The organism is Edwardsiella anguillarum ET080813 (assembly GCF_000264765.2).
GTDB lineage: Bacteria > Pseudomonadota > Gammaproteobacteria > Enterobacterales > Enterobacteriaceae > Edwardsiella > Edwardsiella anguillarum.
The window spans coordinates 2401599-2416776 of the sequence record NZ_CP006664.1 but is presented as its reverse complement, the minus strand read 5'-3'; the positions used below and the strand labels follow the sequence as shown (position 1 = coordinate 2416776).

Below are 15178 nucleotides of genomic sequence, written 5' to 3'. Positions count from 1 at the left end.
CGTAAAAACAACCCAAAACGCCGTACTCGCTGCGTGGGTCAGCGCCGCGGATCGTACCGCTACGTGACGCGCTGAAGACGGCGGCGCGTCAGGCGCCCAGCGATCAGCAGCAGCAGGAAATAGGTGGCCCCGACGATGGCGACCAGCGTCCCGGCCGCCATCGCACGGGGGTACAGTAAGGCCTGCCCCAGCCAGTCTGCCCACAGCAGCGTCGCAGCCCCCAGCAACGCGGCCAGCCCCATCTGCGCCCTGGCCGTCCGCGCGCCCAGCATCTGCGCCAGGTGCGGCGCCATCAGGCCGACAAAGGCCACCGGGCCCATCGCCGCCGTCGCAATGGCGCACAGCAGCGCCACCAGCGCCAACAGCAGCGCCGTGGCCCTCGCGCCGTTCAACCCGCGGGCCTGGGAAAAGGCGCGGCCGATGGAGAGCAGCGTCAGGGCGCGCGCGACAAACAGCGCCAACAGCAGCAGCAGCGCCGTCAGCGTAGAGAGCAGCAGCGCCTGCACGGCCGTCACCCGATAGGTGGAGCCCGCCAGCCACTGCAAAATGCGGTAGCTGTCCTGGCCTCCCTGCGCCAGGAAAAACTGCACCAGCGCCTGCAACAGCGCCGTCAGCGCGATACCGGTCAGGATCACGCTGGCCGGGGCGTAACGCTGGCGACGCCCCAGCGCCATCAGTGCCGCCAGTACCGCCAGGCTGCCCGCCAGGCCGACGCCCCACTGCTGTAAGGCCGTTAGCGTCTGGCCACACCACAGCATCGCCAAGACCAGCGTCAGCGTGGCACCGGAGGAGACGCCCAGCAGATCGGGGCTGGCCAACGGGTTATACATCAGACGCTGTAACAGCACGCCGGCCAGCGCCAACGCCCCGCCGCAGCTCAACGCCACCAGCGCCCGCGGCCAGCGCAGCGCCCACTGATACGCCTGTGGCCAGGCAAAGGGCCAGCCCGCCGCCTCCGGCTGGTAGGTCAGGTAGCCGAGCAACGCCAACGCAGCAAGCGTCGTCAACGCCGCGCCAACCCACGCCGAAACCCGTCCGCGGGCCGATATCAGGGGCGCCCCCAGGCCATCCGGCGCGCTCAGGCGACGCCGGCTGAACAGGATCAGCGCCGGTGCGCCGATAGCGGCGGCCACCACGCCGGTCGGCAAGAGCTGCCCCAGCCACAGCGCCCCCCCCTGCGCCAGCGCATCGGTCAGCAGTAACAGCAGCGCTCCGCCCAGCAGGCTGGCATACAGCTCGCCCCGCGGCGTCCGCACCCCCAGCGCCCGCACGATGTTGGGCGTCAGCAGGCCGATAAAACCGATCAGCCCGACGGCCGTCACCGCCGCAGAGACCAGCCAGATGGTCAGCAGCATCAGCGCAAAAAAGAGCGGAACCACCGCCGCGCCGCGCGCCTGCGCCCCCTGGTGCCCCAGGCGCAGCAGCTGTAGCACCCGCGGGGCGAACAGCAGCAGCAGCAGGGCCGGCGTCAGGCGGGGTAACAGCCAGCGCACCCACCCCCAGTCGCTTTGCGCCAAGTCGCCGCTGCCCCACAGGAAGATGTTCTGCGCATAGGGGTGCTGTAGCAGCAGCACCCCCGATGCCAGCGCACCGAGCAGAATGTTAATCACCATGCCGGCGATGACCATCGGCAGGCCGGTCATGTTGTCCAGCCCGGCGATCAGCACGATCAGGGCAAAGGCCAGCAAAGCGCCCCCCATCGCGGCAAGGGCACCCCACTGCGCCTGCTGCCCAGGCCAGAATGCCGCCAGCAGCACCAATGCCAGCCATGCCCCCGACGAGGTGCCCATCGTCAGCGGCGACATCAGCGCATTCTGGGTCAGCTGCTGCATCACGCTGCCGGCCAGGCCCAGCGTTGCCCCCACCAACAGCGTGATCGCCAGACGCGGTAGCTGCGAGTACAACCACAGAATGTCATCGAGACTCTGCGCCTGCTGCGGGGCCAGCAGGAGCTGCCATTGCTGCAGCAGCGTCAGCGGCTGCGCCCACTGCAGCGATGCCACGGCCAGCGTCAACAGCAGCAGCGGCGCCGCCAGCCTTACTGCGCCGCTCATTTCTGCGCCGCCAGCGCCATCAGGCTTTCCGCCATCGCCTCTGCGGCATACTGTAACGACATCGCGCCGCCATAGCTCCAGACCGGACGGACGGCGCTCACCCGCTGCCCGCGGACAAACGGCATCGCCTGCCATAGCTGCGTCGCATCCAGGCGCGCGGCGTCATGAAAAGGCAAAAAGTAGAGCACGTAGCCTTGGCCGACCCGCTGTAGCCCAGCGATCGGCTGCCGGACAATCCCCCAGCGCGCCGGCGGCGGCGCCAGCGCAGGCGAGATCCCCAGCTGGCGCAGGACATAGACCGGCATCGAGTTAGTGGTATACAGGTAGGTTGAGGTCGTGCTGGCAAAGCGCATCACCGTGACGGCGGGGAGCTGGCCCTGAAACGCCGCGCGCAGCGCCCGTGATAAATGCTGAAAGCGGGCCTGCATCGCGGCCAGCTTCTGCTCCGCGATCGCCTCACGACCAAACGCCTGCGCCAGCTGGCGGAACTGCGCTATCGCCACCGCGGCGTGATCGTCCGCGGCGGAAAAATTGGTGTAATACAGCACCGGCGCAATCTGCATCAGGCGCGGCAGCAGCGCCTGCTGCATTTCGCTGGCGAGGATCACATCGGGTTTCAGCGCCGCGATGCGCTCCAGATTCGGCTCTTCTCGGCTGCCGACGCTCTGCGTCTGCGCCGGTATCGGCGGCTGTGCCACCCATTCGCGGTAGCTGTCCAGATCGGTGGCGGCCAGCGGCGTCACCCCCAGCTCGATGGTCTGCTCCAGCAGATCCCAGTCCAGCACCACGGCTCGCGTCGGCACGGCCGGTAGCTGATGAGTACCGCGGCTGTCGCTGACCGTCAGCGCCTGCGCGCTGGGTGAAAACAGGGAGAGTAGCAGCGCCAACGGCGCAAAAAATCTAAAAATAAAATTAAACATCAAGCACATACGATAGCAACTTTATGAGGCGGCGCCCCGGGGGCAGGATGCGGGTGATCCGTCAGGCGGATCGGGGTTTGGTACAGCTCGGACAGGCGCCGCTCGTCGGCCAACGCCGCCGCCGGGCCAGCGAAGGCCACGCGCCCCTGCTTCAGGGCAATCACGTGATCGGCATAGCGCAGCGCCAGATTCAGGTCGTGCAGAATGACCAAGACGCCGCGCGGCAGCGCCGATAGCAGCGCCATGAGTTGGTACTGATGCTGGATATCCAGCGCCGAGGTCGGCTCATCGAGGATCAGCAGCGGCGAGGCCTGTGCCAGCAGCATGGCGACCCACGCCCGCTGGCGCTCCCCGCCGGACAGCGTATCCACCAGCGTTTCGGCAAAGGGGGTCACCCCGGTCTCAGCCATCGCCGCGTCGATGAGCTGTCGATCTTCACGGCGCCAGCGTCCCAGCATGCCACGCCAGGGGAAGCGCCCCAGGCGCACCAGCTCCCTCACGGTCAACCCGGCGCTGGCGGGCAGCTTCTGCGGTAAAAAGGCCACCCGCCGCGCCAGTGCGCCGGCGGAGAGGGATGACAACACCTGCCCATCCAGAGCGATCTGGCCGCCGTCGGGGTGCAGCTGACCGGCCAGCAGGCTGACCAGCGTCGATTTACCGGACCCGTTATGTCCCAGAATCACCGTCAAACGATCCGTTGGGATCGTCAACTGTTCGATAGCCAGGACTTCGCGTCCCCCGCGCACAACCTCCAAGTTGGTTAGCGAAAACATGGCGTTCCCTTGTGATGAATTGATACCAATTGATAACCATTTTTATTATCATTTGCATTCTATATTCACCTTTTCCACTTGGCAACTCTGCGTGCCATCCAGGGTTTATCCATGTTTCAGTGGTTCGAACGACTGACGGAGCCGTTCCCGTCACAGGATCCCCAAAAACCGCCGGCGACGCTGTTCGGCTTCTGTCGCCACTACACCCGCGGCTTTGAACGTCCGCTCTGCGCCATGGCGCTGCTCAGCGCCGCCGTCGCCGTCTGCGAAGTCACGCTGTTACGCTACCTGGGCGAGCTGGTCGATCTGCTGAGCCGCGCCGAGCGCGCCACCTTCTGGGCCGATCAACGCCCCAGCCTGATAGTCATGGCGATTCTGGTGCTGGCGGTCATGCCCTTACTGGCCTGGCTGCACTCGAACCTGCTGCACCAAAGTATTCTGGGGAACTACCCCATGGCCATCCGTTGGCAGGTACACCGCTATCTCCTCGGCCAGAGCATCGCGTTTTTTCAGCGTGATTTCGCCGGGCGGGTGGCGGCAAAGGTGATGCAAAGTGCCCAATCGGTGCGCGAAGTGGTCATGAGAATGGTCGATCTGTTGATCTATATTCTGGTCTATCTGCTCTCGGTGCTGGTCATGATCGCCAGCGTCGATGCGCTGCTGCTGCTCCCCCTGCTGCTGTGGCTGGCGGCCTATACCCTGATTCAGATCCGTCTCCTGCCGCGCCTGCGGCGTATCGCCAGCGAGCAGGCCAACGCGCAGTCCATGATGAGCGGCACCATCGTGGACACCTATACCCACATCACCACCGTCAAACTGTTTTCCCATGACCAGCGCGAAAGCGACTATGCCCGACACGCCATGCAGCGCTATCTGGCCACGGTATACCGTCAGATGCGTACCCTGACCGGGCTGCTGTTCAGCGTGGATGTCATCAACTATCTGCTGCTGTTCTCCCTGGCGGCGCTCTCTATCGCCCTGTGGCAGCAGCAGGCGGTCAGCGTCGGCGTCATCGCCGTCGGCATCAGTCTTGTCCTGCGTCTACAGGGCATGTCCAAGTGGATTATGTGGGAGGTACGCGCGCTGTTTGAAAGCATCGGGCAGGTCATCGACAGCATCCATACCGTCGCCAACGACATCGACGTCGCCGATAAACCGGGGGTTGTACCGCTGCGCCTGACGCACGGCGAGATTCGTTTTAACGCCGTCGGCTTTGGCTACCCCGGCGGACGGACGCTGTTCGATAGGCTGGATCTGCACATCCGCCCCGGTGAAAAGGTCGCCCTTGTCGGCCGCTCCGGGGCCGGAAAGTCCAGTTTGATGCATCTGCTGCTGCGGTTTTATGACCTGCAGTCGGGCAGCATTACCCTTGATGCCCAGAACATCGCAGAGGTTACGCAGACCTCTTTGCGCCGACAGATAGGCATGATCACCCAGGATACCGCCCTGCTGCACCGCTCAATCCGCGAAAACCTGCTGTATGGCAATCCGCAGGCCAGCGAGGCGGAGATGATCGCGGCCTGCCGGCGGGCGGAGGCGCATGACTTTATTTGCCAACTGGCTGACGATACGGGCCAGCGCGGTTATGACTCCCAGGTCGGCGAGCGCGGAGTCAAGCTGTCCGGTGGACAGCGCCAGCGTATCGCCATCGCCCGGGTCTTGCTCAAGGATGCGCCCATTCTCATCATGGACGAGGCGACCTCCGCGCTCGACTCCGAGGCCGAGGCCGCCATTCAGGACAACCTAGCGCAGATGATGGCCGGGAAAACGGTTATCGCCATCGCGCACCGCCTCTCGACCATCGCCGCCATGGATCGCCTTATCGTCATGGACCACGGGCGGATAGTCGCCCAGGGCAGCCACCGGGAACTACTGCGGCAAAACGGCATCTATGCCCAGCTGTGGGCTCATCAGACCGGCGGCTTTATCGGCAGCGACTAATTAGGGCAAAGCCGCCCGCCGCAGACCTGCGAAGGGCGGCGCGTCACCAATAGCCCAGCCAGTGCCACCACAGGCTGCCGACGCTGAGCCACAGCGTCAGGTTCACGGCGCTGAGAATAAACCCGGTCTTCCACCACTCCCCGAGCGTGACATAGCCGGAGCCAAAGATAATCGGCGCGGTGCCGGTGCCGTAGTGGGTCAGCGACATCATCAGCGAGGAGGAGAAGGCCAGCACCAGCGCAAACAGCGCCGGCGGAACGCCCAGCGCCAGACCGGCGGCAAAGAAGGCGGCGAACATGGCGGTGATGTGCGCCGTGGTGCTGGCAAAGAAGTAGTGCGCATAGACATACACCAGCGTCAGCAGCAGCATACCGCCGACCCAGTGCATCCCCATGCCATCGATCAGCGCGCTGACGCTCTGGGAAAGCCAGGCTATCAGCCCCAGTTTGCCGAGGAAGGTCGCCATCATCACCAGCGCGGCGAACCACATCACCGTATCCCACGCCCCTTTGCACTTCAGCAGATCATCCCAGCTAAGCACCCCGCTGCACAGCAGGATGGCCAGGCCGACAAAGGCCGCCGTGGTGGCATTGACCGACCAGCCATCGCCCAGCAGCCAGGCCGGAATATCCGCCCACAGCACGAGCAATAGCAGGAATACCGCCAGCGTGATCTTCTCGGCCAGAGAAATCGGCCCCAGCGCCCGCAGGCGTTCGCGGGCAAAGCGCGGGGCATCTGGGGTATGGCGGATCTGCGGCGGATAAAGCCAGTAGACCACCAGCGGCATCAGCAGCAGCGAGAGTAGCGCCGGCAACAGCGCCGCCAGCGCCCAGGCGCCCAGGCGCCCCAGGTCAGCTCAAACTCATGGCCGGTTCCTTTAGCGATAATGTTGACAATCAATGGGTTGGGTGCCGTTGCCGTGATAAACATCGCCGAGGTGATCGGGTTGATGTTGTAGTTGACCAGCGACAGATAGCGGCCGATTTTCTCCGTCGATCCCGGCTGCGGATACGAGCCAAAGCTATCGGCGATCGAGCGCATGATCGGATGAATGATCCCGCCGCCGCGGGCGGTATTACTCGGCGTTACCGGCGCCAGCGAGGTCTCCGCCAACGCCAGACCATAGGCGATACCCAGCGTGCGTTTGCCGCACAGCGCGATAAACCAGTAGCCGATCCGCTCCCCCAGCCCGGTTTTATTCAGGCTTTGCGAGACCATGATTGAAATGCCGATCAGCCAGATCAGGGCGTTGGAAAAGCCGCTCAGGGCGTCGTTCAACGCCGCCGCCGGTTTTCCGGGCGCGGTCACCCCGGTCAGGGCCACCAGCGCAATCGCCACCACCGAAACCGCGCCGATAGGCAGCGCCTTGCCGATAATGGCGGCAATGGTGCCCACGAACAGCGCCAGCAGCTGCCAGGCATTGGCGCTCACGCCGGCCGGCGCCGGGATAATAAACCAAAGGGTCAGGGTCATCGCCAGCGCAATCAGGGCGGGCAGAGGCTTTAACGGCGTCAGTTTATCCATAGGGTGCCATCCTTTTATTATCTTACTCTGTGGGAATCCGCCCACGCCGCGTCGGCCCGGCGCAGGTCGCGCGCGCTGTGCGAACGCCGACGCCGTAGCCGAAGCACCGCGCTGGCTCTATCACATCAACGCCGCCACAGAGTACCCTGTTTTCCCGCCGCAACCGACGGAAAACAGAAAAAAGCCAGCGATCGACGATCGCTGGCCGGTGAAAAGCACCTTTACTCAGAAACACTCTTCGATGTCGGAGAGATACCCTCTTTCATCTGCCGACAGTATCTGCGTAATATAGGGAAAGAAAAATAGATGCCTTTCAGACAAGAGATCCCCATTTATGGCCACCCCGCGCCTGCAGCATCAGTTTATTCGCCTGTGGCAGCACTGTCAGGGCAACGGCTGTGATACCACGCTGGCCGAGTTGGCCGCGGCGCTAAACTGCTCACGTCGCCACGTTCGTACCCTGCTCAACGCCATGCAGCAGCAAGGCTGGCTGAGCTGGCAGGCCGTCAGCGGACGCGGAAAACGTTCACGCCTCGCCTTTCTCTGCAGCGCCCTTGAGGTGCAGCAGCTGCGCGCCGAAGAGCTGATGGAGCAGGATCACTTTGAGCAGCTGGTGCAGCTGGTCGGCGATCGCGACAGCGCGCGCCAGATGCTGCTGGCGCAGCTAGGGCGCAGCTTCCGCCAGGGACGCCATATCCTGCGAATCCTCTATTACCGCCCACTGCTCGGGCTACAGCCCGCCTCGCCGCTACGCCGCTCGGAGACCCATCTGGCCCGCCAGATTTTCAGCGGCCTCACCCGCATAAATGAGGAAAACGGGGAACTCGAATCGGATCTGGCCCACCACTGGCAGCCGCTGACCCCGCTGCACTGGCGCTTCTATCTACGCCCGGCGATCCACTTTCACCACGGGCGCGAGCTGACGATGGCCGACGTGATCGCCTCGCTGGAGCGCCTGTGCACGCTGCCGCTGTTCCGCCATATCGCGCAGGTCGCCTCCCCCACCCCACACGTCATCGATATCCATCTGCGGGCGGAGGATGCCTGGCTTCCCTGGCTGCTCGGCAGCGTCCCGGCCATGATCCTGCCGCAGGAGTGGCAGGAGATGCGCGATTTTGCCCGCCTCCCCGTCGGTACCGGCCCCTATCAGGTGGTACGCAACACGGAAAGCCAGCTGAAGATCCGCGCCTTTGACGGCTACTTTGGCTACCGGGCGCTGATCGATGAGGTCAATATCTGGGTGCTGCCGGAAATCTCCGAGGCGCTGGTTCACGCCGGCGTGCAGCTGCAGGCCGACGGCAGCGGCGGCGACGAGCTGGAGAGTCGCCTGGAGGAGGGCTGCTATTTTATGCTGTTCGACCAGCGCAGCGCACAGATGCGCGATCCGGCGGTGCGCGCCTGGCTGTGTCAGACGATCAACCCCATCGCCCTATTGAACAACGCCAGCCACCTGCACCAGCGTTACTGGTCTCCCGCCTACGGCCTGCTGCCGCGCTGGCACCACAACAAGATGCTCAGCAATCGCCCCAAGCCCCCGCAGCTGACTCAGTTGCGTATCACCTTCTACAGCGAGCATTCGGAGTTCCACGCCCTCTATCAGGCGCTGCAGCCGCTGCTGGCGGCACACGGCGTCACGCTGGAAATGCAGGAGATCGACTATCCCCGCTGGCACGAGGGCGCCGCCGAGAGCGATCTGTGGCTGGGCAGCGCCAACTTTTATCTGCCGCTGGAGTTCTCCATTTTTGCCATGCTGTACGAACTTCCGCTGCTGAGCCATTGCTCCGGGCTGGATCTGGCCAGCGAGGCCCACCGCTGGCGTGAACAGCGTCTGCCGGTGGCGGAGTGGAGTCAGCAGCTAGTGCAGCGGCATCAGCTGCATCCACTGTTTCACCACTGGCTCAAGCTGCACGGCCAGCACAGCATGCGTGGGGTGCGGATGAATACGCTGGGCTGGTTTGACTTCAAGTCGGCCTGGTTTGCCCCGCCGGAGCATCCTCCGGCCGTCTCCCGTTAACAAACGTCTTTCTAATCACGCACGCGCTCTTTACAATAAGCGCCGTCTCAACGGGGTGCCCGGCGGATCGCCGGGCTGAGAGCATACCCGTCGAACCTGATCCGGTTAATGCCGGCGGAGGGATTTGAGAGAGCCCGTTGCTGCTCAAAGACCTTTGCCACCGCCACCAAGGGAGTGCAAAGTGTTAAAAAAACTGTTTTCCATTCTGGCCCTACTGACGGTCTCGCTGCTGGCGCAGGCGGCCGGCAAACCTGTCCTGACCGTCTACACCTATGACTCTTTCGCCGCCGACTGGGGGCCCGGGCCCAAGATCAAGCAGGCCTTCGAACAATCCTGCCACTGTGAGCTCAAGCTGATCCCGCTGGAGGACGGCGTCGCCATCCTTAATCGCCTGCGGATGGAGGGGAAAAACAGCCCGGCCGACGTCGTGCTGGGGCTGGATAACAACCTGCTGACCGCCGCCCGGCAAAGCGGGCTATTCAGCCCCAGCCAGGCCGATACCCGAGCACTGACGGTGCCGGGTGGCTGGCACGATACCACCTTCGTCCCCTACGACTACGGCTATTTCGCCTTTGTCTATGACCGCCAGCGGGTTAAAAATCCGCCTACCAGCCTGAAACAGCTGGTCGAAGGGCCAGAGAAGTGGCGCGTTATCTATCAGGATCCTCGTACCAGCACCCCGGGATTGGGCCTACTGCTATGGATGCAGAAGGTGTATGGCGATCAGGCGCCGGCCGCCTGGCAGAAGCTGGCGCAAAAAACCGTCACCGTCACCAAAGGGTGGAGCGAGGCCTACGGCCTATTCCTGAAGGGAGAGGCGGATATGGTGCTGAGCTATACCACCTCGCCGGCCTACCACCAGATCGAAGAGCACAGCGATCGCTATGCTGCGGCGATGTTTGACGAAGGCCACTACCTGCAGGTCGAGGTCGCCGGCGTACTGAAGCACAGCCCGCAGCCGGCGTTGGCGCACCAGTTTATGCAGTTCATTACCACCTCGCCGTTCCAGAATGCCATCCCGACCGGCAACTGGATGTATCCGGCGACGGCGGTGCCGCTGCCGCCGGCCTTCGCCGCCCTGCCCACGCCGCAGAAGACACTCAGCTTTACCGCCGACGACGTCGCACAGCATCGGGCTGAATGGATCCGCGCATGGCAAAGCGCCCTGAGCCGCTGATCCCCCGCTGGCTCTGGCCGGGCGCGCTAGCCGCCGCGCTGCTGCTGGGGATCGCCCTGCTGGCGTTCGGCGCACTGTGGTATAGCGCCCCCGCCGCCGCGCCCGCGGCGCTGTGGCGGGATAGCTATCTGTGGCATGTGGTTCGCTTCAGCTTCTGGCAGGCGCTGCTCTCGACGCTGCTGTCGCTGCTGCCGGCCATCGCGCTGGCCCAGGCGCTGTTCCGCCGCCGCTTTCCCGGGCGGGCGCTGCTGCTGCGCCTGTGCGCCATGACCCTGGTGCTGCCGGTGCTGGTGGCCGTCTTCGGGCTGCTGAGCGTGTATGGCCGTCAGGGATGGCTGGCGCTACTGTGCCAGACGCTGGGCATTGACTATCGCTTCAGCCCCTACGGACTGCAGGGGATCCTGCTGGCCCACGTGTTCTTCAACCTGCCGCTGGCCACCCGCCTGCTGCTGCAGGCGCTGGAGTCCATCCCGGTTGAACAGCGCCAGCTCGCCGCCCAGCTGGGCATGTCGCCCCGCCAGATCCTGCGCTTCATCGAGTGGCCTTACCTGCGCCGCCAGCTGCCGCCCGCCGGGGCGCTGATCTTCATGCTGTGCTTTTCCAGCTTTGCCACGGTGCTCTCGCTGGGCGGCGGTCCTCAGGCCACCACCATCGAACTGGCCATCTATCAGGCGCTCAGCTACGACTATGACCCCGCGCGCGCCGCTCAGCTGGCCCTGCTACAGCTGGGATGCTGCCTGGGGTTGGTGCTGCTCAGCCAACGGCTTTCCGGCATTCTGCCAGTCGGGCACACCCGGCGTATGCGGTGGCGCGACACACGCGACTCGCTGAGGCTGAAACTCAGCGATACGCTGACGATAGGCCTCGCCCTGCTGCTGCTGCTGCCGCCGCTGCTGGCGGTGATCGTCGATGGGCTAAACCAGGCGCTCGGCAGCGTCCTGCGACAGCCGGCCCTGTGGCAGGCGCTGGGAACCTCGCTGTACATCGCGCTGGGCGCCGGCGCGCTGGCGGTCTCGCTGACCATGATGCTGCTGTGGAGCAGCCGCGAGCTGAACCTGCGCGGCCAGCGCTGGCGGGCGCAGGGAATGGAGCTGTGCGGCATGCTGATCCTGGCCATGCCGGGCATCGTGCTGGCGACCGGTTTTTTCCTGCTGCTCAACGCCACGATCGGCCTGCCCACATCGCCAGGGCTGTTAGTGATGGTGACCAACGCGCTGATGGCGATCCCCTACGCGATGAAGGTGCTCGAATATCCCATGCGCGATCTGGCCGAACGCTATGACCCGCTGTGCCTGTCGCTGCGCATCGGCGGCCTCAATCGCCTGCGTTGGATTGAGCTGCGCGCGCTGCGCCGCCCGCTGGCGCAGGCGCTGGCCTTTGCCTGCGTCCTCTCGCTGGGCGATTTTGGCGTCGTCGCCCTGTTTGGCAGCGAGCAGTTCCGCACCCTGCCCTTTTACCTGTATCAACAGCTCGGCGCCTACCGCAGCGCCGACGGCGCAGTCACCGCCCTGCTGCTACTGCTGTTTTGTCTGACCCTCTTCAGCCTGCTGGAGCGCCTGCCCGCCGGGAGAAAATCGCCATGATCCGCCTGGATAATCTGAACTACCGCTATCAGCAACAGACCCTGAGCTTCAGCCTGCACGTCGCCGCCGGCGAGCGCATCGCCATCCTGGGGCCGAGCGGCGCAGGGAAAAGCACCCTATTGAGCCTCATCGCTGGATTTCTGGCGCCGAGCAGCGGCGATCTGTACCTCAACGGCATCGATTGTCGCCGCGCCCCCCCGTCTCAGCGCCCGGTATCCATGCTATTCCAGGAGCACAATCTGTTCGCCCACCTGACCATCGCTCAGAATCTGGGGCTGGGGCTGGATCCCGGGCTGCGGCTTGATGATGACCAGCGCCGTCGGCTCACGGATATCGCCGAACTGGTCGGTATTCGCGACTACCTGCCGCGGCTCCCCAGCCAGCTCTCCGGCGGCCAGCGTCAGCGGGCCGCGCTGGCGCGCTGCCTGCTGCGCCGCCAGCCGATTTTGCTGCTGGATGAGCCCTTCTCTGCCCTGGATCCCGCCCTGCGGGCCGAAATGCTCACGCTGCTGGATGATATCTGCCGCCAGCGGCTGCTGACCCTGCTGATGGTGTCGCACAACCTGGACGATGCGGCGCGCATCGCGCCGCGAACCCTGGTGATTGACGATGGTCATGTCGCATACGATGGCCCGACCGTCGCCCTGCTGGCGGGGTCGGTCGCCGCGGCGCGCCTGCTGGGGCGAGAGGCGCCGGGAGAGGCCGAATAGGCCGTCCGGCGTTGGACAGCGAACGCCATCCCCTGCACAATAGCCCGACGGTGTGCGGCGCATAGCGGAACGCCGCTCGAATCGCGGCCTGACCACCGCCAGCCCTTTACTCCGGGAGCCCGCCGAGTGAATACGCCCCAAGCTGGTTTTATCCTTACCCGTCACTGGCGCGATACGCCGCAGGGCGTCTGCGTTACGCTATGGCTGGCCACGGAGCGCGGCCCCTGCTGCATTACCCTGCCGCCGGAGCCAGCGGTGGCCTTTATGGACGCCGCGCAGCGTGATGCCGCGCAGCGCCTCCTGCGCGGTTTTCCCGACGTCGAGCTACGGCCGGTAGCGCTGCGCGATTTCCATCACCGGCCGGTACTGGCGCTGTACTGCCACAGCTACCGCCGGCTTCAGCAGATCGAAAGGCGCCTCGGGGAACAGGGGATCCCGCTGCTGGAGGCCGATATCCGGCCCGCGGATCGCTACCTGATGGAGCGCTTTATCAATGCGCCGCTGTGGTTCTGCGGCGACGCAGGGGGCGCAGAGACCCGGATTAAACCCCATCCTCACTACCGCCCGACGCTGCGTACGGTGTCGCTGGATATTGAAACCAGCCCCCAGGGAGAGCTCTACTCGATCGGCCTGCACGGCGGCGATCAACGCATCGTCTATATGCTGGGTCCCGCCAACGGCGACGCGCAGGCGCTGGACTTCACGCTGGAGTACGTCGCCAGCCGCGCCGCGCTGCTCGACGCCCTCAACCGCTGGATGGCGCGCCACGATCCCGATGCCATCATCGGCTGGAACCTGGTACAGTTCGATCTGCGGATCCTGCAGCGCCACGCCGAGCGCGAAGGCGTTCCCCTGCTGCTGGGACGCGCGGCGACGCCGCTGGAGTGGCGAGAGCACGGCTTTCGCGCCGGCCACTTTTTTGCCAGCGCCCCCGGCAGGCTGATCATCGATGGCATCGAGGCGCTGAAAAGCGCCTTCTGGCACTTTCCCTCCTACAGCCTGGACAGCGTGGCGCAGACCCTGCTGGGCGAAGGCAAGGCGCTGGACGACCCCTACCGGCGAATGGCGGAGATCGCGCGGCGCTTCCGTGAGGATAAACCGGCGCTGGCGCACTATAACCTCAGGGACTGCGAACTGGTGACGCGCATCTTTGCGCACACCGCCCTGATGCCGTTTCTGCTGGAGCGGGCCAGCGTGACCGGGCTGGCCCCCGATCGCAGCGGCGGCTCCGTGGCCGCATTCTGCCACCTGTATCTGCCGCGCATGCATCGGCTGGGGTATGTCGCCCCCTCCCTGGGCGAGGTGGCGCCGCAGGCCAGCCCCGGCGGCTTTGTTATGGCCTCGCGCCCGGGGCTGTATGATTCCGTTTTGGTGCTGGACTACAAGAGCCTGTATCCGGCGATTATCCGCTCCTTTCTGATCGACCCCGTCGGACTGGCCAGCGGCGGAGAGCAGCCTGATGACACACACAGCGTGCCCGGCTTTCTCGGTGCCCGCTTCTCGCGCACCCGCCACGCCCTGCCGGAGATTGTGCGCCAGCTGTGGCAGGGACGCGAAGCGGCCAAACGCCTGGACAATGCGCCGCTGGTGCAGGCCCTGAAGATCCTGATGAACGCCTTCTACGGCGTGCTGGGCACCAGCGCCTGTCGCTTCTTCGATCCCCGCCTGGCCTCCTCCATTACCCTGCGTGGCCACGAGATCATGCGCCAGACGCGCAGCCTGATCGAGGCGCAGGGCTACACGGTGATCTACGGCGATACGGACTCCACCTTTGTCTGGCTGGGTAAGCCGCACGATGAGGCCCAGGCCGCAGCCATTGGCCAGGCGCTGGCCGAGCGGGTCAACGCCTGGTGGCGCGAGCACCTGTCACGACAATACGGGCTCGAGAGCGCGCTGGAGCTGGAGTATGAGTGCCACTATCGCCGCTTTCTGATGCCCACCCTGCGCGGCGCCGATCTCGGCAGCAAAAAGCGCTATGCCGGGCTATGCGGCGATCGGCTGGTGTTTAAAGGGCTGGAGACGGTGCGCAGCGACTGGACGCCGCTGGCGCAGCGGTTTCAACAGGAGCTCTATCGCCGGGTGTTTCTCGGCCAGAGCTACCGCGATGTGATTCGCCGCTACGCAGACGGCCTGCTGGCGGGGGCGTTTGACGACCAGCTGATCTACCGCAAGCGCCTACGGCGCCCGCTGGCCGAGTATCAGCGCAACGTCCCGCCGCACGTCCGCGCCGCGCGTCTGGCCGACGACTACAATCACCGCCTTGGACGCCCGCTGCAATATCAAAACGGCGGCTGGATAAGCTACATCATCACCCGCAGCGGCCCACAGCCGCTGGAGTGTGTCGATGCGCCGGCGGACTATCAGCACTATCTGGAACGCCAGCTGCAGCCGGTCGCCGACGCCATTCTGCCCTTCCTCGGCGATGACTTTGAGACCCTGCTAACCGGTCAGTTGGGGCTGTTTTAACGCCGAGGGAATATAA

The 15178-nt window shown here is 65.0% G+C and carries 9 protein-coding genes, 1 pseudogene and 1 riboswitch; of the genes and pseudogenes, 6 read left to right on the top strand and 4 right to left on the bottom strand.

Going from position 1 to position 15178, the window contains the following annotated elements; all coding sequences use genetic code 11:
• Positions 1-59: 59 nt before the first annotated feature.
• From fhuB to ETEE_RS10850, 3 genes are read right to left on the bottom strand one after another with little or no spacing between them, the layout of a single operon-like run.
• The gene (fhuB, locus tag ETEE_RS10860) at positions 60-2054 is read right to left on the bottom strand and encodes a Fe(3+)-hydroxamate ABC transporter permease FhuB (RefSeq protein WP_034163113.1); all 1995 of its coding nucleotides are present in this window, start codon (positions 2052-2054) and stop codon (positions 60-62) included.
• A complete protein-coding gene (locus ETEE_RS10855) occupies positions 2051-2974 on the bottom strand; it encodes an iron-siderophore ABC transporter substrate-binding protein (RefSeq protein WP_081926411.1) in 924 nt (307 codons plus the stop codon). Before ETEE_RS10855 ends, fhuB begins: the two co-directional genes overlap by 4 nt.
• Positions 2974-3747 carry an ABC transporter ATP-binding protein gene (locus ETEE_RS10850; RefSeq protein WP_034163111.1) on the bottom strand — a complete coding sequence of 258 codons (774 nt, stop codon included), beginning with the start codon at positions 3745-3747 and terminating at the stop codon, positions 2974-2976. Before ETEE_RS10850 ends, ETEE_RS10855 begins: the two co-directional genes overlap by 1 nt.
• A 111-nt stretch (positions 3748-3858) precedes the next feature.
• Here ETEE_RS10850 and ETEE_RS10845 point away from each other — a divergent pair, with 111 nt between their 5' ends.
• Positions 3859-5688 (top strand): ABC transporter ATP-binding protein, encoded by a 1830-nt coding sequence (locus ETEE_RS10845; RefSeq protein WP_034163110.1) that lies wholly within the window; start codon positions 3859-3861, stop codon positions 5686-5688.
• A gap of 43 nt (positions 5689-5731) precedes the next feature.
• Here the strand turns inward: ETEE_RS10845 and ETEE_RS10840 are convergent.
• Positions 5732-7212 (bottom strand): annotated as a pseudogene (locus ETEE_RS10840) (DASS family sodium-coupled anion symporter).
• 334 nt (positions 7213-7546) lie between these two features.
• On the opposite strand from ETEE_RS10840, the gene sgrR reads away from it, so the two are divergent.
• From sgrR to ETEE_RS10815, 5 genes are all read left to right on the top strand, one after another.
• Positions 7547-9226, top strand: coding sequence for an HTH-type transcriptional regulator SgrR (gene sgrR / locus ETEE_RS10835; protein WP_034163108.1), 1680 nt, complete (start codon positions 7547-7549; stop codon positions 9224-9226).
• 41 nt (positions 9227-9267) lie between these two features.
• Positions 9268-9367, top strand: a riboswitch (TPP riboswitch).
• 40 nt (positions 9368-9407) lie between these two features.
• On the top strand, positions 9408-10403 hold the full coding sequence (gene thiB / locus ETEE_RS10830) for a thiamine ABC transporter substrate binding subunit (RefSeq protein ID WP_034163107.1): 996 nt from the start codon (positions 9408-9410) through the stop codon (positions 10401-10403).
• The gene (thiP, locus tag ETEE_RS10825) at positions 10379-11986 is read left to right on the top strand and encodes a thiamine/thiamine pyrophosphate ABC transporter permease ThiP (protein WP_034163106.1); all 1608 of its coding nucleotides are present in this window, start codon (positions 10379-10381) and stop codon (positions 11984-11986) included. Before thiB ends, thiP begins: the two co-directional genes overlap by 25 nt.
• Complete coding sequence (thiQ, locus tag ETEE_RS10820; RefSeq protein ID WP_034163105.1) at positions 11983-12696, top strand: thiamine ABC transporter ATP-binding protein ThiQ; 714 nt, start codon at positions 11983-11985, stop codon at positions 12694-12696. The genes thiP and thiQ overlap by 4 nt, the downstream gene beginning before the upstream one ends.
• A gap of 126 nt (positions 12697-12822) precedes the next feature.
• On the top strand, positions 12823-15162 hold the full coding sequence (locus ETEE_RS10815) for a DNA polymerase II (RefSeq protein WP_034163103.1): 2340 nt from the start codon (positions 12823-12825) through the stop codon (positions 15160-15162).
• The last annotated feature ends 16 nt before the right edge of the window (positions 15163-15178 follow it).

Coding starts and splice junctions, on each gene's coding strand:
- thiQ (WP_034163105.1), top strand. CDS start 11,983: ATGATCCGCCTGGATAATCTGAACTACCGCTATCAGCAACAGACCCTG.
- ETEE_RS10850 (WP_034163111.1), bottom strand. CDS start 3,747: ATGTTTTCGCTAACCAACTTGGAGGTTGTGCGCGGGGGACGCGAAGTC.
- ETEE_RS10855 (WP_081926411.1), bottom strand. CDS start 2,974: ATGTTTAATTTTATTTTTAGATTTTTTGCGCCGTTGGCGCTGCTACTC.
- fhuB (WP_034163113.1), bottom strand. CDS start 2,054: ATGAGCGGCGCAGTAAGGCTGGCGGCGCCGCTGCTGCTGTTGACGCTG.
- thiP (WP_034163106.1), top strand. CDS start 10,379: ATGGCAAAGCGCCCTGAGCCGCTGATCCCCCGCTGGCTCTGGCCGGGC.
- ETEE_RS10845 (WP_034163110.1), top strand. CDS start 3,859: ATGTTTCAGTGGTTCGAACGACTGACGGAGCCGTTCCCGTCACAGGAT.
- sgrR (WP_034163108.1), top strand. CDS start 7,547: ATGGCCACCCCGCGCCTGCAGCATCAGTTTATTCGCCTGTGGCAGCAC.